The 17974-nt window shown below is 72.5% G+C and carries 13 protein-coding genes; 10 read left to right on the forward strand and 3 right to left on the reverse strand.

Annotation, left to right across the window (positions count from 1 at the left end; genetic code table 11):
- Positions 1-207: 207 nt before the first annotated feature.
- Entirely contained in the window at positions 208-450 is a 243-nt protein-coding gene (locus ACZ5WC_RS11265) for an antitoxin (protein WP_468540562.1), read from the reverse strand.
- A gap of 125 nt (positions 451-575) precedes the next feature.
- Here ACZ5WC_RS11265 and miaA point away from each other — a divergent pair, with 125 nt between their 5' ends.
- The 6 genes from miaA to hflX all read left to right on the forward strand — a co-directional run bounded on the left by miaA (position 576) and on the right by hflX (position 8646).
- A complete protein-coding gene (gene miaA / locus ACZ5WC_RS11270) occupies positions 576-1514 on the forward strand; it encodes a tRNA (adenosine(37)-N6)-dimethylallyltransferase MiaA (protein ID WP_468540563.1) in 939 nt (312 codons plus the stop codon).
- Between the two features lie 107 nt (positions 1515-1621).
- The gene (locus ACZ5WC_RS11275; RefSeq protein WP_096628521.1) at positions 1622-2071 is read left to right on the forward strand and encodes a hypothetical protein; all 450 of its coding nucleotides are present in this window, start codon (positions 1622-1624) and stop codon (positions 2069-2071) included.
- Positions 2072-2164: 93 nt separating this feature from the next.
- Positions 2165-3037 carry a diaminopimelate epimerase gene (dapF, locus tag ACZ5WC_RS11280; protein WP_468540564.1) on the forward strand — a complete coding sequence of 291 codons (873 nt, stop codon included), beginning with the start codon at positions 2165-2167 and terminating at the stop codon, positions 3035-3037.
- Positions 3038-3214: 177 nt separating this feature from the next.
- Positions 3215-5464 carry a RelA/SpoT family protein gene (locus tag ACZ5WC_RS11285; RefSeq protein ID WP_468540565.1) on the forward strand — a complete coding sequence of 750 codons (2250 nt, stop codon included), beginning with the start codon at positions 3215-3217 and terminating at the stop codon, positions 5462-5464.
- A gap of 84 nt (positions 5465-5548) precedes the next feature.
- Positions 5549-6994, forward strand: coding sequence for a M1 family metallopeptidase (locus ACZ5WC_RS11290; protein ID WP_468540566.1), 1446 nt, complete (start codon positions 5549-5551; stop codon positions 6992-6994).
- A 131-nt stretch (positions 6995-7125) separates the two neighbouring features.
- A complete protein-coding gene (hflX, locus tag ACZ5WC_RS11295) occupies positions 7126-8646 on the forward strand; it encodes a GTPase HflX (protein ID WP_311121836.1) in 1521 nt (506 codons plus the stop codon).
- 94 nt (positions 8647-8740) lie between these two features.
- Here the strand turns inward: hflX and ACZ5WC_RS11300 are convergent, their stop codons facing one another.
- Both ACZ5WC_RS11300 and ACZ5WC_RS11305 read right to left on the reverse strand, forming a co-directional pair.
- Positions 8741-9916: a trypsin-like serine peptidase gene (locus ACZ5WC_RS11300; RefSeq protein WP_468540567.1), complete on the reverse strand. Its 1176-nt coding sequence runs from the start codon at positions 9914-9916 to the stop codon at positions 8741-8743.
- A gap of 198 nt (positions 9917-10114) precedes the next feature.
- Positions 10115-11338 carry a trypsin-like serine peptidase gene (locus tag ACZ5WC_RS11305; RefSeq protein WP_468540568.1) on the reverse strand — a complete coding sequence of 408 codons (1224 nt, stop codon included), beginning with the start codon at positions 11336-11338 and terminating at the stop codon, positions 10115-10117.
- A 301-nt stretch (positions 11339-11639) separates the two neighbouring features.
- On the opposite strand from ACZ5WC_RS11305, the gene ACZ5WC_RS11310 reads away from it, so the two are divergent.
- The 4 genes from ACZ5WC_RS11310 (at position 11640) to ACZ5WC_RS11325 (ending at position 17954) form a co-directional block, all read left to right on the forward strand.
- The gene (locus ACZ5WC_RS11310) at positions 11640-13034 is read left to right on the forward strand and encodes a diaminobutyrate--2-oxoglutarate transaminase family protein (RefSeq protein ID WP_468540569.1); all 1395 of its coding nucleotides are present in this window, start codon (positions 11640-11642) and stop codon (positions 13032-13034) included.
- Positions 13035-13062: 28 nt separating this feature from the next.
- Positions 13063-14967, forward strand: coding sequence for an IucA/IucC family protein (locus ACZ5WC_RS11315; protein WP_468540570.1), 1905 nt, complete (start codon positions 13063-13065; stop codon positions 14965-14967).
- Positions 14968-15050: 83 nt separating this feature from the next.
- Positions 15051-15878 (forward strand): GNAT family N-acetyltransferase, encoded by an 828-nt coding sequence (locus tag ACZ5WC_RS11320; protein WP_468540571.1) that lies wholly within the window; start codon positions 15051-15053, stop codon positions 15876-15878.
- 60 nt (positions 15879-15938) lie between these two features.
- Positions 15939-17954, forward strand: a complete 2016-nt coding sequence (locus tag ACZ5WC_RS11325) for an IucA/IucC family protein (protein WP_468540572.1) — start codon at positions 15939-15941, stop codon at positions 17952-17954.
- The last annotated feature ends 20 nt before the right edge of the window (positions 17955-17974 follow it).

The following is a 17974-nucleotide window of genomic DNA, read 5'->3' on the forward strand; positions in this document are numbered from 1 at the left end:
CGACGACATCGACCACTTCCGCCCCCCCCCCCCCCGCCCCCTCCCCCCCCCCCCCCCCCCCCCCCCCCCCCCCCCCCCCCCCCCCCCCCCCCCCCTCCCCCCCCCCCCCCCTCCCCCCCCCCCCCCCCCCCCCCCCCCCCCCCCCCCCCCCCCCCCCCCCCCCCCCCCCCCCCCCCCCCCCCCCCCCCCCGGGCCATGACCACCGCGTCAGGAAGCGGGCGGCGGAGGAGGCGTACCGCCGTCCTTCTGACCCAGCTTGTCCACGGCTTCCTTGGCCTTCCGCGTACCCGAATCGATCTTGTCGCTGTACTTGCCCTTGGTCTTCTGGTCGACCGTGCGCGCGGCCTTCTCCAGGCCCTGCTCGATCTTGCCCCCGTGCTGCTGCGCCAGGTCGCCGACCTTTTCCTTGGCCGGTCCCAGCTTGGCCTTCAGGTTGTCCAGGAACCCCATTGGGTCACCTTCCGTGCAGTGAGGACTGTCCGTGGGAGCGTTCTCCCGCCCCCATTGTCCGTCACCTGTCCGTTTCTGCCGACTCCACGCGTTCGGTGGCCCCGGAAATTTGGGACACTGTCCCGGTGATCCTTCCCGCCCCCGCCCCCCGCGTCATCACCGTCGTCGGCCCCACCGCTGCCGGAAAATCGGATCTGGGGGTCTATCTCGCCCAGCGGCTCGACGGCGAGGTGATCAACGCCGACTCCATGCAGCTCTACCGGGGGATGGACATCGGCACCGCGAAGCTGACGCTCCCCGAACGCGGCGGCGTGCCGCACCGGCTGCTCGACATCTGGGACGTCACCGAGGCCGCCAGCGTCGCCGAGTACCAGCGGCTGGCCCGGCGGGAGATCGACCGGCTTCTCGCCGAAGGCCGTACGCCCATCCTGGTCGGCGGCTCCGGGCTGTACGTGAAGGGCGCCATCGACGCCCTGGAGTTCCCCGGTACGGACCCCGAGGTGCGCGCCCGCCTGGAAGCGGAACTGGCCGAGCGCGGCTCCGGCGCCCTGCACACCCGGCTCGCCGAGGCCGACCCGGATGCCGCCCGGTCCATCCTGGCGAGCAACGGCCGCCGTATCGTCCGCGCCCTCGAAGTCATCGAGATCACCGGCAAGCCCTTCACCGCCAACCTCCCCGGCGACCGGCCCGTCTACGACGCCGTGCAGATCGGCGTCGACGTGGACCGCCCCGAGCTCGACGAACGCATCGCCGTGCGCGTCGACCGGATGTGGGAGGCGGGGCTCGTGGACGAGGTGCGGGCCCTGGAAGCGGCCGGACTGCGCGAGGGCCTCACCGCCTCACGGGCTCTCGGCTACCAGCAGATCCTGGCGGCGCTCGCGGGGGAGTGCACCGAGGACGAGGCGCGGGCCGAGACCGTGCGCGCAACCAAGCGCTTCGCACGCCGTCAGGACTCCTGGTTCCGCCGTGACCCGCGCGTCGTGTGGCTCGGCGGCGGACACCGCGACCGGGGGGAACTCCCGCACCGTGCCCTGACGTTGGTCGAACGAGCGGTCACAGCCTGATCACGTGATGGCATCGGGAAGCCCCGCCCGTCAATTCAGCGCCCGTGATCGTGCCATCATCGAGCATCGATCCACCAGTGGAGTCCGAGTTGGGAGGGCGCGTGGCGATGGAGGCCGGCCCTCGCGACACGGAACAGCGCGACACAGAGCACGACGCACCGCCGCCGCGGGAGACCGCGGGGCTGAGCCCCGACGGGCCCGACGAGCAGGACGTGACCCCCGAGGTCGAGGTCGAGCTCCGGCCCGCCCGCCGGCTGCGGATCTGGCAGCTCGCGCCCATCGTCATGCTGGCCGCCGTCGGCTCGCTGATGTTCGCCTTCCCGCTCGCCTTCGAGTTCGGCGACGGCGGTGCCGTGGTCGCCATGCTGGGCCTCCTGATCAGCTGCTGCGCCGCGGGCTGGGGCATGATGGCCGCCCGCCGCGTCGGCCACACCTGGCCGGGTCTGCCCTCCCGGAGTTCGGGTGACCGCCCCGACTGGCGGGTGATCGCCCTGTACGTCGTGACGGGCGCCGCACTCGTGGCTCTCGCCGTCTGGCGCGTCGCCCGACTGCGCTGACGGCCGTACGCCACCGGGCGGGGCTCGCGCGGCGGAGCCCGAGGCCCGGGGCCGGTCGGGCGGGCTGTCGGCGCCGCCTCGTAGAGTTGACGTGTGAGCACCTCGCAGATCGCCTTCCTCAAGGGTCACGGCACCGAGAACGACTTCGTGATCGTCCCCGACCCGGACAACGCCGTCGCGCTGCCCGCCTCCCTCGTCGCACGGCTCTGCGACCGCCGGGCCGGCATCGGCGGCGACGGCCTGCTGCACGTCGTGCGGTCCGCCGCGCACCCCGAGGCACGGGACATGGCGGACGCGGCCGAGTGGTTCATGGACTACCGCAACGCGGACGGCTCGGTCGCCGAGATGTGCGGCAACGGGGTGCGCGTCTTCGCCCACTATCTCCAGCGTGCGGGCCTCGTCGAGGAGGGCGACCTCACCGTCGCCACCCGGGGCGGCCCCAAGCGGGTGCACCTCGCGAAGAACGGTGACGTCACGGTCTCCATGGGGCGCGCCCTGCTGCCCGAGGCGGGCGTCACGGTCAGCGTCGGCGGCCGCAGCTGGCCCGCCCGCAACGTCAACATGGGCAACCCGCACGCGGTCGCCTTCGTCGACGACCTGGACCACGCGGGCGACCTGCTCAGCACCCCGCCCTTCAGCCCCGAGGACGTCTACCCCGAAGGCGTCAACGTCGAGTTCGTCGTCGACCGGGGCCCGCACCACGTCGGCATGCGCGTCCACGAGCGGGGCTCGGGCGAGACCCGCTCCTGCGGCACCGGCGCCTGCGCGGTCGCCGTCGCCGCCGCCCGCCGGGACGGCACCGACCCCGCCGAGACCGGCCTCCCCGTGACGTACACGGTGGATCTCCCCGGCGGCACCCTGGTCATCACCGAGCACCCCGACGGCGGAATCGACATGACGGGCCCCGCGGTGATCGTCGCCGAAGGCGTCATCGACCCGGCCTGGCTCGACGACGCCGCGCGGTAGCAGCCGGAGTCGCTTCGCTCGAAACGGTGATCGGTCAGAGCTTCGCTCGAATGGGTGATCCGTTTCACGCTGGGCGAGAGCTGGACTGCGCCACGTGGTGGGCTCGATAGCATCAAGCACCGGCCCCGAGGCGCATCCAGCCCTCGCCCCGCCGGTCGACGTCGGAGGTGCCCCCCCATGAGTGCAGAGGCCGCCGATCCGGGCGCTCCCCTTCGCAGGCGGAGCCGCCCCCGGATCGACCTGCGCAGACTGGGCCGGGTGGCACTGCGCGGCCCCGTCTCCCGCGACCGGCTGCCCGACGCCATCGGCCATGTCGCCGAGGCGCACCGCGCCCACCACCCCGACGCCGACCTCACCATCCTGCGCCGGGCCTACGTCCTCGCGGAGTCCTCGCACCGCGGCCAGATGCGCAAGAGCGGCGAGCCGTACATCACGCACCCGCTCGCGGTCACCCTGATCCTCGCCGAGCTGGGCGCCGAGACCACCACGCTGACCGCCTCCCTTCTCCACGACACCGTCGAGGACACGGAGGTGACGCTCGATCAGGTGAGGGAGCAGTTCGGCGAAGAGGTCTGCTATCTCGTCGACGGCGTCACCAAACTGGAGAAGGTCGACTACGGCGCCGCCGCCGAACCCGAGACCTTCCGCAAGATGCTCGTCGCCACCGGCAACGACGTCCGGGTCATGTCGATCAAGCTCGCCGACCGGCTGCACAACATGCGCACCCTCGGCGTGATGCGCCCGGAGAAGCAGGCCCGGATCGCCAAGGTCACCCGGGACGTCCTCATTCCGCTCGCCGAACGGCTCGGCGTGCAGGCGCTCAAGACCGAGCTGGAGGACCTGGTCTTCGCCATCCTGAACCCCGAGGAGTACGAGAAGACCCGCGCCCTCATCGCCACCGCGACGCGCGCCGACGCTCCCCTGGAAACCATCGCCGACAACGTACGGCACACCCTGCGGGACGCGGGCATCAGCGCCGAAGTCCTCATCAGGCCACGCCACTTCGTCTCCGTGCACCGGGTGCGCAGGAAACGCGGCGAACTGCGCGGCACCGACTTCGGCCGACTGCTGGTGCTCGTCACCGAGGACGCCGACTGCTACGCCGTCCTCGGCGAACTGCACACCTGCTTCACTCCGGTGATCTCCGAGTTCAAGGACTTCATCGCGGCCCCCAAGTTCAACCTGTACCAGTCGCTGCACACAGCGGTCGTGGGCCCCGGGGGAGCCGTCGCCGAAGTCCTCATCCGTACGCACCGGATGCACAAGGTGGCCGAGGCGGGCGTCGTCGCCCTCGGCAATCCGTACGCCCAGGACGGCACCGCCCCCGCCCAGCCGGCCGAGCCGTCCGACGAGCGCGCCGACCCGACCCGGCCCGGCTGGCTCTCCCGGCTGCTGGACTGGCAGGAGTCCGCCACCGACCCCGACACCTTCTGGACCACCCTGCGCGACGACCTCGCCCAGGACCGCGAGATCACCGTCTTCCGCACCGACGGCGGCACGCTCGGGCTGCCCGCCGGGGCCAGCTGCGTCGACGCGGCCTACGCCCAGTACGGCGACCGGGCCCACGCCTGTATCGGAGCCCGGGTCAACGGCCGCCTCGCCACCCTCAGCACCGTCCTCAGCGACGGCGACACCGTGCAGCTGCTGCTCGCCCAGGACACCGCCTCGGGCCCCTCGCCCGACTGGCTCGACCATGTCCGCACCCCCGCCGCCCGGATCGCGATCACCGGCTGGCTCACCGACCACCCCGACGAGGCGAAGCCCGACCCGGAGACCGTGGACGCGAGCGGCCCGGGCCGCCACGGCCCCGGCCCAGGCTCGGCAGGCCCAGGTCCCATGCCCGGCGAGCCCGCCGCCCCCACCCGGGAACGCGGCGCTTCCGAGGAACGCGGCGCCCCCGAACGCGCCGTCCCCCGGACCGCCACCGCCCCGGCCCGCACCCGCTCCGGGCCGCGCAGCGCCGACGTCGTCGTCGACGGCCCGGACGCCCCCGTGCGCCTGGCCGGATGCTGCACGCCGGTGCCCCCCGACGAGCTGACCGGCTTCGTCGTCCGCGGCGGCGCGGTCACCGTGCACCGCCGGGAGTGCTCCGCCGTGGCCGCGATGCAGGAGATCGGCCGCGCCCCGGTCGCGGCCCGCTGGGCGGACGGAGAACACCGAGGGTCCACCGCGGGCTGCCGGGTCACGCTCGTCGCCGAGTCCTTCGGCCGCCCCCGGCTCCTCGCCGACCTCACCGAGGCCATCGCCACCGCCGAGGCGGCGATCGTCTCCGCCACCGTGGAGCCCCCCAGCGAACAGCGCGTCCGCCACACGTACACCCTCCAGCTCCCCGACGCCGCGGGACTTCCCGCCTTGATGCGCGCCATGCGCGAGGTGGCCGGGGTCTACGACGTCAGCCGCGCCCAGCACCCGGCCCCGGCGGGCTGAGCCGCCACGGACGGCGCGTCCTCGTTCGGGTGGTGCGGCGCGCGGCTCCCCGGCCCGGCGGCCGCGCGCTGATAGCGGTAGTCCATGCCGCTCCTCTCCCGCCGTCTGCGGGCCGCCCTGCTGGCGACCGCCTCGGCCACCCTCGTCGCCGCCGTACTGCCCGCCCCCGAGCCCCTGGGCATCGGTGACCGGCTCTTCCCCGAGCTGGGCAACCCCGGCTACGACGTCCTCGCGTACGACATCGCCCTCACGTACCACGGCAGCAACACGAAGCCGCTGGACGCCGTCACCAAGATCAGCGCCCGCACCACCGCCCCGCTGGACCGGATCAACCTCGACTTCGCCCGGGGCACCGTCCTGGGAGCCGAGGTCAACGGGCGGTCCGTCGACTTCGGCAGCAAGAACGAGGACCTCGTCCTCCAGGCGCCCCGCCGCCTCCCCGCCGGCGCCCCGCTGAACATCACCGTCCGCCACACCAGCGACCCGACCGGGGCCGCGGACGACGGCGGGTGGGTCCGTACCGCCGACGGGCTCGCCATGGCCAACCAGGCCGACGCCGCCCACCGGGTCTTCCCGGGCAACGACCACCCCTCGGACAAGGCGTACTTCACCTTCCGGATCACCGCCCCCCGCAAGCTGACGGCGGTCGCGGCCGGTCTGCCCACCGGAAAGACCCGGCACGGCTCCACGACCACCTGGACCTACCGCACCGAACACCCCATGGCCACCGAACTGGCCCAGGTCTCCATCGGCAGCTCCGCGGTCCTGCACCGCACCGGACCGCACGGACTGCCGGTGCGCGACGTCGTCCCGGCCGCCGACCGCGAGCGGCTGGAACCCTGGCTCGCGAAGACCCCGGCCCAGCTGGAGTGGATGGAGGAGCAGGTCGGCCGCTACCCCTTCGAGACGTACGGGGTGCTCGTCGCCGACAGCCCCATCGGCTTCGCCCTGGAGACCCAGACCCTGTCCCTGTTCGGGAGGTCCTTCTTCACCGAGCCCGCCTACCCCGAGTGGTACGTCGACTCCGTGATGATCCACGAGCTGGCCCACCAGTGGTTCGGCAACAGCGTCTCGCCCGCGACCTGGTCCGACCTGTGGCTCAACGAGGGACATGCCAGCTGGTACGAGGCCCGGTACGCCGAGGAGCACGGCGGCGGAACACTGGAGCGGCGGATGCGTGAGGCGTACAAGCTGTCCGACGGCTGGCGGGCGGACGGTGGCCCTCCGGCGCATCCGGACGGCCCGGCCCCGGGCCAGAAGCTCAGCCTGTTCCGCCCCGTCATGTACGACGGCAGCGCCCTGGTGCTCTACGCCCTGCACCAGGAGATCGGCGCGGCCGCCTTCGGCCGCCTGGAGCGCGCCTGGGTCCGGGCGCACCGGGACTCCACGGCGTCCACCGCGGACTTCACCCGGCTCGCCTCCGGCATCGCGGGCCGGGACCTGACCGCTTTCTTCGACGGCTGGCTGTACGGGAAGACGACGCCGCCGATGCCCGGGCACCCCGACTGGACGAGCGCGAAACCCGCGTGACGGGTGCGCCGGGGCCGTGCCACTATCGACGCGTCGGCGCGGCGGACCGCACCGGGATTCCCGGCAGGGAATCATCCGGGAAGATCACACGTTGTGACTGGCGTAATGACTTCTATCGACGTAAGGATCCAATGACCTCCTCTTCTTCCCTTCCCCAGGACGCGCGGAACGCGCAGAGCGCCACGGAGAACACCACCGAGAGCCTCACTGAAAGCCTTCGGGCCGACGCCCTGATGGAAGAGGACGTCGCCTGGAGCCAGGAGATCGACGGAGCACGGGACGGCGATCAGCTGGACCGCTCCGAGCGTGCCGCCCTGCGGCGCGTGGCCGGCCTCTCCACCGAGCTTGAGGACGTCACCGAGGTCGAGTACCGCCAGCTGCGCCTGGAGCGCGTCGTGCTGGTAGGTGTCTGGACCTCGGGGACGGTGCACGACGCGGAGATCTCCCTCGCGGAGCTCGCCGCACTCGCCGAGACGGCGGGCGCGCAGGTGCTGGACGCGGTGTACCAGCGGCGCGACAAGCCGGACCCGGCCACCTACATCGGCTCGGGCAAGGCGCTGGAGCTGCGCGACATCGTGCTCGAATCCGGTGCCGACACCGTCGTCTGCGACGGTGAGCTCAGCCCCGGCCAGCTGATCCATCTGGAAGACGTCGTCAAGGTGAAGGTGGTCGACCGGACCGCGCTCATCCTCGACATCTTCGCCCAGCACGCCAAGTCCCGAGAGGGCAAGGCGCAGGTCTCCCTGGCCCAGATGCAGTACATGCTGCCGCGGCTGCGCGGCTGGGGGCAGTCGCTCTCCCGTCAGATGGGTGGCGGCGGTTCCAGCGGCGGTGGCGGCATGGCCACCCGTGGCCCCGGTGAGACCAAGATCGAGACGGACCGGCGGCGGATCCGCGAGAAGATGGCGAAGATGCGCCGGGAGATCGCGGAGATGAAGACGGGCCGCGAGATCAAGCGCCAGGAGCGCAAGCGCAACAAGGTGCCCTCGGTCGCCATCGCCGGATACACCAACGCGGGCAAGTCCTCGCTGCTCAACCGTCTGACCGGGGCCGGTGTCCTGGTGGAGAACGCCCTGTTCGCCACCCTGGACCCGACCGTCCGCCGGGCCGAGACGCCGAGCGGCCGTATCTACACCCTCGCCGACACCGTCGGGTTCGTCCGGCATCTGCCGCACCACCTCGTCGAGGCGTTCCGCTCCACCATGGAGGAGGTCGGCGAGTCCGATCTCATCCTGCACGTGGTGGACGGCTCCCACCCGGTACCGGAGGAGCAGCTCGCCGCGGTGCGCGAGGTGATCCGGGACGTCGGCGCGGTGGACGTACGCGAGATCGTCGTGATCAACAAGGCGGACGCGGCGGACCCCCTGGTCCTCCAGCGGCTGCTGCGCAACGAGAAGTACGCGATCGCGGTCTCGGCCAGGACCGGCGCCGGGATCGACGAGCTGCTGGCGCTCATCGACGCCGAGCTGCCCCGCCCGTCCGTCGAGATCGAGGTGCTCGTGCCGTACATCCAGGGGGCTCTGGTCTCCCGGGTGCACGCCGAGGGCGAGGTGCTCTTCGAGGAGCACACCGCCGAGGGCACCCTGCTCAAGGCCCAGGTCCACGAGGAGCTGGCCGCCGAGCTCGGGACCTTCGTCCCCGCCGCGCACTGACCCTCGCGGGACCCCGCGAATCCGAAGGCCCGGCCCCCGGACTCTCCAGAGAGCTCGGGGGCCGGGCCTTCGGCGTACGGCAGCGGGCCTACCGCTACCGACCGGCGAACTTGTCGCTCATCATCCCGAAGGTCCGCCGGGCGTCCTCACCGAGGCGCGGTCCGGCCAGCCAGCCCGAAGTGACCGGTCCGATCGAGGTGTTGGAGACCAGCATCGACTTCCCGTCCGGTCCCGCGACGAACCAGCCGCCGCCGGAGGAGCCGCCGGTCATCGTGCAGCCGATCCGGTACATCGTCGGGGTCCCGGCGCCGAGGGAGAGCCGGCCGGGACGGTCGACGCACCGGTGCATCAGCAGACCGTCGTACGGCGCGCCGGCCGGGTAGCCCCAGGCCCCCATTCCGCTGATCTGCTGGATCTCGGGGGCGTCGAAGGAGACCGGCAGCGCGTTGCCGACCGTCTCCTCCAGGGACTTCGTGCCCTTCTCCGGCTTCACGTGCAGGATCGCGTAGTCGTACGGTGCGCCCGCGCCGCCCGTGGGGCCGCCGCCGGAGATCCACTCGCCGGAGGACGCGGCCCAGTCGGCCCAGTAGGTGCCGTAGGGGGCGACCTCGTGCGGCTGCGCGGTGCGCAGCTGGGCCGCCGACTTGCCCTGGTCGTTGTACGAGGGCACGAAGACGATGTTGCGGTACCAGCCGCCGCCGGCACCCGCGTGCACACAGTGTCCGGCCGTCCACACCATGTTGGACCTGCCGGGGTTCTTCGGGTCCTTCACGACCGTGCCCGAGCAGACCATCGAGCCCTTGGGCGAGTCGAAGAAGACCTTGCCGACCGGAGCGGCGTGCCGGTGGTAGGGCAGCTTCTCGGGCTTGGTGGGCACCGGCGCGGGCACGGGGTCGCTGGCGTTCCGGCCCGCGGAGAGGTCACCGGCCGCCATCGTCTTGGCCGGATCCTCGGCCGAGGCCATCCGGTCCGGCTTCCACAGGCCGTCGATGACCGGGTTGACGAAGTCCTCGGCCCTGCGGAGCCAGTTGTCCTTGTCCCAGTTCTTCCACTCCCCGTTCTTCCACTTCTCCGGGTCCACCCCGTGCTTCTCCAGGGCCTCACCCAGGTCTCCGGGAAGACCCCCGGTGGAACCCTGCTCCCCGGACCCCTCGGTGGCCGGGGGCTTGGCCGCGGCGGCCCCGTCCTCGTCCGGGCCGCAGGCTGTCGCCGTCAGCGCGAGTGCCGCGACGAGGCCGGTGGCGGCCAGCAGCGGACGTATCGATCGCATGGAAGAATCCCCCTGAACGCGTTATCGGTTCGGAATACGTGATGCGTGGGTAGTCGGCAATGCCCGCGCTTCTGGCATGCGCGCGTCATGATCGTACGTGGCGGCCGGTGCGGAACCGGACGCCGGGACGGAGCGGCCCCCGGCCGGCAACTGCCGTGCCGGGGGCCGTCGAACGTGCCCCGCTGAGGGGCCGGGCCGCTACTGGCCCGCGTACTTCTGGCTGACCGCGCGGTAGACGCCCTCGGCCTCCTCGCCGAGCCGCGGCCCGGCCAGCCAGCCCGCGGTGACCGGGCCGATCGAGGTGTTCGAGACCAGGGCGGGCTTGCCGTCCTGGCCCGTCGCGACCCAGCCGCCGCCGGAGGAGCCGCCGGTCATCGTGCAGCCGATGCGGTACATGGTCGGCTGGTCCTTGCGGAGCGCCAGACGGCCCGGCTCGTCCTTGCACTGGAGCAGCTTCTGACCGTCGTACGGGGGTGCGGCCGGGTAGCCGGTCGCCGTCATGTCCGCGATCTCCGGCACGGCGGGAGCGTTGAACTCGACCGGCAGCGCCGAACCGACCGTCTCTTCCAGCGACTTGCCCGAAGCGCCCTTCTCCGGCGTCACATGCAGCACCGCGAAGTCGTACGGCGCACCCTGCCCGCCGACCGCCGCGCCCTGCGAGATCCACTGCTCGGAGGTCTGGGCCCAGTCGCCCCACCACACGCCGTAGGGAGCGATCTTCTCCTTGGGGGCGGTCTCCAACTCCTTGAGCGACAGACCGTCGTTGTTGTACGCCGGGACGAAGGCGATGTTGCGGTACCAGCCGCCCTTCTTGCCCGCGTGCACACAGTGCCCGGCGGTCCACACCATGTTGGACTTGCCGGGGTTCGCCGGGTCTTTCACGACCGTCGCGGAACAGACCATCGAGCCCTGCGGGCCGTCGAACAGCAGCTTCCCGGACTCCGGGACGCTGTCGTGGTACGGCGTCGCGACACCGGCGGCCTGGACCGGGGCGGGCGTCGGGTCCGTCACGCCCTCGTCGCCGGAGATGTCGTTGTCGACCGGGTTCTCCGGGGGCTTGTCGGCCTCCCGCATCCGGTCCGGGTCCCAGAGGCCCTCGATGATCGGGTTGATGAAGTCCTTGGCCTCACGCAGCCACTTGTCCTTGTCCCAGTTCTTCCACTCGCCGTCCCGCCACTTGTCCGGGTCGATCCCGTGCTCCTTGAGCCGGTTCTTCAGATCGTCCGGAAGGGTGACCTTGCCGTCGGACGACTGGTCCGCCGAGGCGCTGGGCGCGGGGCCCGCGTTGTCCTCCTCCGGACCGCAGGCGGTGGCGGTGAGCGCGAGGACGGCCGCGACGGCCGTCGCGGCGAACACACCGGAAGGCCTGCGCCGTGCGCGCCTCCCGGGGCGTGCGGTTTCGGTCGGGCGAATGGGTCGCATCTGGTGATCCCCCTGGGACTTCGTCACTCGGTACTCGGTGTTGCCTTACGGACACTTCGGGCGCCGGAGCAGGTGCTCCGCGCCGCTGTGCGGCCCCCACTATGCCGGTGCCGATGGTGACGGTGCGCGGCAGGTCCACGGTTCCGCCGCCGCGAGGATGTTCCGATTTACCCGTGATCCATCGCGTTCGGCGTCGTTGGTACGTACGGGGAACACCAGGACAGCGTTCACCCGCTCAGTCCGTCCGCGCGAAATCGTACCGACGTGCAACGCAACCGTTACCGCAGGAGGATCAAGAGCCGTGTCCGTGACCGAACCCGCTCCGGTGGCACCGCCTCCCGCACACGAGGGCATCCTGCGCCGCCAGTCGCTGCGCGAGTCGGCGGCCCGCACCTACGCGCGGTCCCTGCCGATCGTCCCCGTGCGGGCCCGCGGGCTCACGATCGAGGGCGCGGACGGACGGCGCTACCTGGACTGCCTCTCCGGCGCGGGCACCCTGGCCCTCGGGCACAACCACCCCGTCGTGCTCGAAGCCATCAGGAAGGTCCTCGACTCCGGCGCACCCCTGCACGTCCTCGACCTCGCCACCCCGGTCAAGGACGCCTTCACCACCGAGCTCTTCGCCACCCTGCCCCGGCAGTTCGCCGACAACGCCCGCATCCAGTTCTGCGGCCCGGCCGGTACGGACGCCGTCGAGGCCGCGCTCAAGCTGGTCCGTTCCGCGACCGGGCGCAGCGGCCTGCTGGCCTTCACCGGCGCGTACCACGGCATGACCGCCGGGGCGCTGGAGGCCTCCGGCGGTGCGAGTGACGTCCGGGTGACCCGGCTGCCCTTCCCGCAGGACTACCGCTGCCCGTTCGGCACCGGCGGCGCGGGCGGGGCGGCCCTCGCCGCCCGCTGGACCGAACACCTGCTGGACGACCGCAAGGGCGGCGTGCCCACCCCGGCCGGAATGATCGTGGAGCCGGTCCAGGGCGAGGGCGGCGTCAACCCCGCCCCCGACGCCTGGCTGCGCAGCATGCGCAGGATCACCGCGGACCGGTCCATTCCGCTCGTCGTGGACGAGGTGCAGACGGGCGTCGGCCGGACCGGCGCCTTCTGGGCCGTCGAGCACAGCGGCATCGTCCCGGACGTCATGGTCCTCTCCAAGGCGATCGGCGGCTCCCTCCCGCTCGCCGTCATCGTCTACCGCGCTGAGCTGGACCTTTGGCAGCCAGGCGCGCACGCGGGTACGTTTCGGGGCAACCAGCTCGCCATGGCGGCGGGCGCGGCGACGCTCGCGTACGTCAGGGAGAACCAACTGGCGGACCGCGCAGCGGTTCTGGGGGCCCGGATGCTCGCCCGCCTGACGGAGTTGCGGACACACCATCCGGCGATCGGTGACGTACGGGGGCGTGGACTGATGATCGGCCTGGAGCTGGTGGATCCCGAGAGCGCGCCCCTGCCCGCCGAGGCCGGCGACCCCGACCCGGCACCGCCGCCGGACCCGGCCCTCGCCCTCGCCGTCCAGCAGGAATGCCTGCGCCGCGGCCTCATCGTCGAACTGGGCGGCCGGCACGGTGCCGTGGTCCGCCTCCTGCCTCCTCTCACCCTCACCGACGAACAGGCGAGTGCCGTCGTCGACCGTCTCGCCGACGCGCTGGCGGCCGCCGAACGCTCGCCGCACCGTCGGACCACCGCCGGGTCGATCATCTGATCCCGGAATCCTCATAAGGAAGAGCGCCGTGAACCCCACCCCCGCGCCCGAGGCCGACGGCCCCGGTACCCCCCAGCACCGAGGGCAGGACGGACCGGCCGCCCCCGGCACGGTCGAGGCGACGACCGTGCCCCGCCAGAAAGCCGCCCACCACCCGAACCCCCCTTCGTGCGGGCCGGGTCCGGAACCGGAGGCGCCGGAGGACCAGGGCCGGGGGCCCGACCCCCTCGATCACCCCGACCCGCGGCGGGCGGCCGACGCGGCGGGCACGGAGAGCCTTCTGCGGTGCTGGACCCGGGAGACGGGCCTGCCCCGCCCCGACGGCGGTACCCTGCGCATCGCCTTCCCCGCCAGCGGCACCGCGCTCCTCGTCCCCGTGCCCTACTGGTCCGCCACCGGCGCCCACCGCTTCGGTGCTCCCGCGCTGGAGAACGCCCCCGCCGGAGCCCCGCCCGCCGACGCCGTCACCGTCGCCGCCCTCATCGCCCGCGAGGGCGGCGAGAGCGGGGCAGGCGACCTGGTCGGCCGGGTCGCCGACTCCGTACGCCACACCGCGGGCTTCATCGAGCAGCGGCGGCGCCGCCCGGCCGACCCCGCCGAGGCCGACCTCTTCCTCACCGCCGAACAGTCGCTGCTGCTGGGCCACCCTCTTCACCCGACCCCCAAGAGCCGCGAAGGCCTCTCCGAAACAGAGTCCCGCCGCTATTCACCGGAGCTCCACGGCTCCTTCCCGCTCCACTGGTTCGCCGTCGACCGGTCGCTGACCGCCACCGACTCCGCATGGGACGAGGGCGGCCCGGCCACCGCCGAGGAGCTGCTCGCCCCGCACGCCGAAGGCCTCCGCCCGCCCCCCGGCACCGTCGCCGTCCCCGTACACCCCTGGCAGGCCGCCGACCTGCTCCACCGACCCCAGGTCCTGGCCCTCGCGGAGGCCGGCCTGTTGCGCGACCTCGGCCCGCACGGCGACCACTGGCACCCCACCTCCTCCATCCGTACCGTGCACCGGCCCGGCGCGCGGGTGATGCTCAAGCTCTCCCTCGGGGTCCGCATCACCAACTCCCGCCGTGAGAACCTCCGCAAGGAGCTGCACCGGGGCGTCGAGGTCCACCGACTCCTGTCGACCGGCCTCGCCGAGCGCTGGCAGCGGGAACACCCCGGCTTCGACATCGTCCGCGACCCCGCCTGGCTCGCCGTCGACGACGCCAAGAGCGACCCCGTCCCCGGGCTCGACGTGATGCTCCGTCACAACCCCTTCGGCCCGGGCGACGACGCCGCCTGCGTCGCCGGGCTCACCGCCCAGCGCCCCCGGCCCGGACAGCCGGGCATGCGCTCCCGGCTCGCCGAGGTCGTCGCCCGCCTGTCCGCCCGCACCGGCCGCGCCACCCACGAGGTCTCGGCCGAATGGTTCCGGCGCTACCTGGACCGCGTCGTACGCCCGGTCCTCTGGCTCGACGCCCACGCGGGCATCGCGCTCGAAGCCCACCAGCAGAACACCCTGGTCCTCCTCGACCCGGACGGCCGGCCCGTCGGCGGACGCTACCGCGACAACCAGGGCTACTACTTCCGCGACTCCCGCCGCGCCGAGCTGGAACAGCGGCTGCCCGGCATCGGCACGGTCAGCGACACGTTCGTCTCCGACCCGGTCACCGACGAGCGCTTCGCCTACTACCTCGGCATCAACAACGTCCTCGGCCTGATCGGGGCGTTCGGAGCCCAGCGGCTGGCCGACGAACAGGAACTCCTCACCGTCCTCCGCCAATTCCTCACCGAGACCGCGGAACTGGGCTCGCCGCTGCCCGCGTATCTCCTGGAGAACCGCCAACTGCGCTGCAAGGCCAATCTGCTGACCCGGCTGCACGGCCTCGACGAGCTGGTCGGACCGGTCGACACCCAGTCCGTCTACGTCACCATCGCCAACCCGCTGTACAGCTGAGCACCCGCACCAGAGAGACTCCGACCGCACCCGCACCGGAGAAACTCACCGACCGCACCCGGTCCAGAGAGGAGAGCGCCACCGTGCCTCCCGCCGACGCGTCCGCGGAACCCGACGCCGTACCGGAGCAGCAGGACCCGGCCGAACCGTACGGCAGCAGGAGTGGAAGCGCCGGAGTCGAGGACACCCTCGACCTCAAGCTCACCGAGGAGCTCCTCGCCCTGATCGCCGAGGAAGAGGAACCCGGCGAGGGGCAGTGCGAGGGGCGACGCGAGGACCGGGGCGGGAAGCCGGCCACGGTGGCCCGGGGGGCTGGCGCGGCCCGGCCCGGCAGCGTACGTGAGCTGCTGGGGGACCCCGTGACCTGGCCGCCCGCGACCACGGAGGCGGGCGGGTTCCGCCTTCTGCCCGTCCGGCTGGAGCGCGATCTCGCCCTCCTCACCCGGTGGATGAACGACCCCGCCGTGGCCGCTTTCTGGGAGCTCGCCGGCCCCGCATCCGTCACAGCCGGCCACCTCAGGACCCAGCTCGCAGGGGACGGCCGCAGCATCCCCTGCCTCGGCGTGCTCGACGGAACGCCCATGAGCTACTGGGAGATCTACCGCGCCGACCTCGACCCGCTGGCCCGCCACTACCCGGCCCGCCCCCATGACACCGGAGTCCACCTCCTCATCGGGGGCGTGAAGAACCGTGGCCGGGGAGTGGGGACCACTCTGCTCCGCGCCGTCGCCGACCTCGTCCTGGACAACCTTCCGCAGTGCGGACGGGTCGTCGCCGAGCCGGACCTGCGCAACACCCCGTCCGTATCCGCGTTCCTCAGCGCCGGCTTCCGCTTCTCCGCCGAAGTGGATCTCCCCGACAAACGTGCCGCCCTGATGATCCGCGACCGTATGCACCGAGCCCAGCTGTGACCAACTCGCCGCACCATCCACACCGCTCGAACCTCATAGGTTCCATCCGGAGGAGTCCCCGTGCCGACATATCCCGCGAGCCATGATTCAGCCGAGACCCCGCAGCTGTTCAGCCCTCCGGAGCTGAACCGGGAGATCTGGGACCGGGCCGCAGCGCGGCTGCTCGCCAAGATGCTCGGCGAGTTCGCCTACGAGAAGATCATCGAGCCCGTCCGCCGGCCCGGCCCCGGCGGACTGCACCGGCTGACCCTCGACGACGGGGGAGTGCTCCACTTCACGGCCCGCCGAGGCGTCTACGGCAGCTGGCGCGTCGACCCCGAGTCGATCGTGGAGACCCGGCGGCCCGTCGAGGAGACCCGTCGGCCCCCGGACGCCCAGGCGGACTCTCTCGCCCATGCGTCTGCCGACGCCCTCGCCGACGCGCACCCCAACGGCGCGCCCGCCCCCGGTGGCGCCGACGCACAGTCCAACGGCCGGCCCACCGCCGCTCACGCAGACACCCACTCCAACGGTTCGTCCGCCGCGACGCGTCCGTTCCGCGACCCGCTGCGCTTCCTCACCCGGGCCCGCGGCCTCCTCGGACTCGACGGCGCGACCCTCGGCCACCTCATCCGCGAGCTGACCCTCACCCTCACCGCCGACGCCCGCCTCGACCACACCGCGCTCACCGCGGACCGGCTCGCGGCCCTGGACTACGCGGATCTGGAAGGCCATCAGACCGGCCACCCCTGGCTGGTGGCCAGCAAGGGGCGGCTCGGCTTCTCGGCCGCCGACGCGGCCCGCTACACCCCCGAGACCCGCGTCCCGCTCCGGCTGCCGTGGATCGCGGTCAGCACCCGCATCGCGCAGTACCGGGGCGTCGGCCGCCTCACCGCCCCCGGCCGCCTCTACGCCGAAGAGCTCGATCCGGCAGTCCGGGAGGCCTTCGCCGAGATACTGCGGGCCCGGGGCCTCGACCCCGAGGGCTACTTCTACCTCCCCGTACACCCCTGGCAGTGGGACGAATGGATCGTTCCGCTCTTCGCCCCCGCCATCGCCGACGGCGACATCGTGGCGCTGCGCACCGACGGCGACGAACGGCTCCCGCAGCAGTCGATCCGCACGTTCGCCAACGTGGCACGACCGGAGCGGCACACGGTGAAGCTGCCGCTCTCCATCCTCAACACCCTGGTCTGGCGCGGTCTGCCGACCGAACGCACCGTAGCCGCCCCCGCCGTCACGGACTGGGTGCAGGGCCTCTGCGAGGGCGACCCCTTCCTCCGTGACACCTGCCGGGTGATCCTCCTCGGCGAGGTCGCCTCCGTGACCGTCGAACATCCGCTGTACGACCACCTTCCCGAAGCGCCCTACCAGTACAAGGAAGTCCTCGGCGCGATCTGGCGGGAGCCCCTGCCGCCCCGCCTCGCCCCGGGTGAACGGGCCCGGACGCTCGCCTCCCTCCTGCATACGGACCCGGGGGGCCGCGCGTTCACCGCGGAGCTGGTCGAGCGCTCCGGGCTGTCCCCGGACACCTGGCTCAAGCGCCTCTTCGCCGCCCTGCTGCCGCCCCTGCTGCACTTCCTGTACCGCTACGGCACCGTCTTCTCCCCGCACGGAGAGAACGCCATCGTCGTCTTCGACGAGAACGACGTGCCCGTACGCCTCGCGATCAAGGACTTCGTCGACGACGTCAACATCAGCGCCCACCCGCTGCCGGAGCACGCCACCATGCCCGAGGAGGTGCGCGCCGTCCTCCTCACCGAGGAGCCGTCCTTCCTCACCCAGTTCATCCACTCCGGCCTCTTCGTCGGTGTCTTCCGCTATCTCTCCCCCCTGTGTGAGGAGCAGCTCGGCGTCTCCGAGGACGAGTTCTGGTCACTCGTCCGGGCGGAGATCGTGCGCCACCACGCCCGCTTCCCGGAGCTCAAGGAGCGGTTCGAGCTGTTCGACATGCTCACCCCGGAGATCGAGCGCCTCTGCCTGAACCGCAACCGTCTGCATGTGGACGGCTACCGTGACCGGGCCAGCCGCCCGCACGCGGCCATCCACGGCACGGTGCCGAACCCCCTGCACCCCTCCGCACGCGTCCGGGAGTGATCGCCGTTGTCAGTGGTGCG

Source organism: Streptomyces sp. NPDC033165, from assembly GCF_055577965.1.

Bases quoted from the DNA above. Each gene is read 5' to 3' on its own strand.
- ACZ5WC_RS11265 (WP_468540562.1), bottom strand. From the start codon at position 450: ATGGGGTTCCTGGACAACCTGAAGGCCAAGCTGGGACCGGCCAAGGAA.
- ACZ5WC_RS11275 (WP_096628521.1), top strand. From the start codon at position 1,622: ATGGAGGCCGGCCCTCGCGACACGGAACAGCGCGACACAGAGCACGAC.
- ACZ5WC_RS11285 (WP_468540565.1), top strand. From the start codon at position 3,215: ATGAGTGCAGAGGCCGCCGATCCGGGCGCTCCCCTTCGCAGGCGGAGC.
- ACZ5WC_RS11290 (WP_468540566.1), top strand. From the start codon at position 5,549: ATGCCGCTCCTCTCCCGCCGTCTGCGGGCCGCCCTGCTGGCGACCGCC.
- hflX (WP_311121836.1), top strand. From the start codon at position 7,126: ATGACCTCCTCTTCTTCCCTTCCCCAGGACGCGCGGAACGCGCAGAGC.
- ACZ5WC_RS11300 (WP_468540567.1), bottom strand. From the start codon at position 9,916: ATGCGATCGATACGTCCGCTGCTGGCCGCCACCGGCCTCGTCGCGGCA.
- ACZ5WC_RS11305 (WP_468540568.1), bottom strand. From the start codon at position 11,338: ATGCGACCCATTCGCCCGACCGAAACCGCACGCCCCGGGAGGCGCGCA.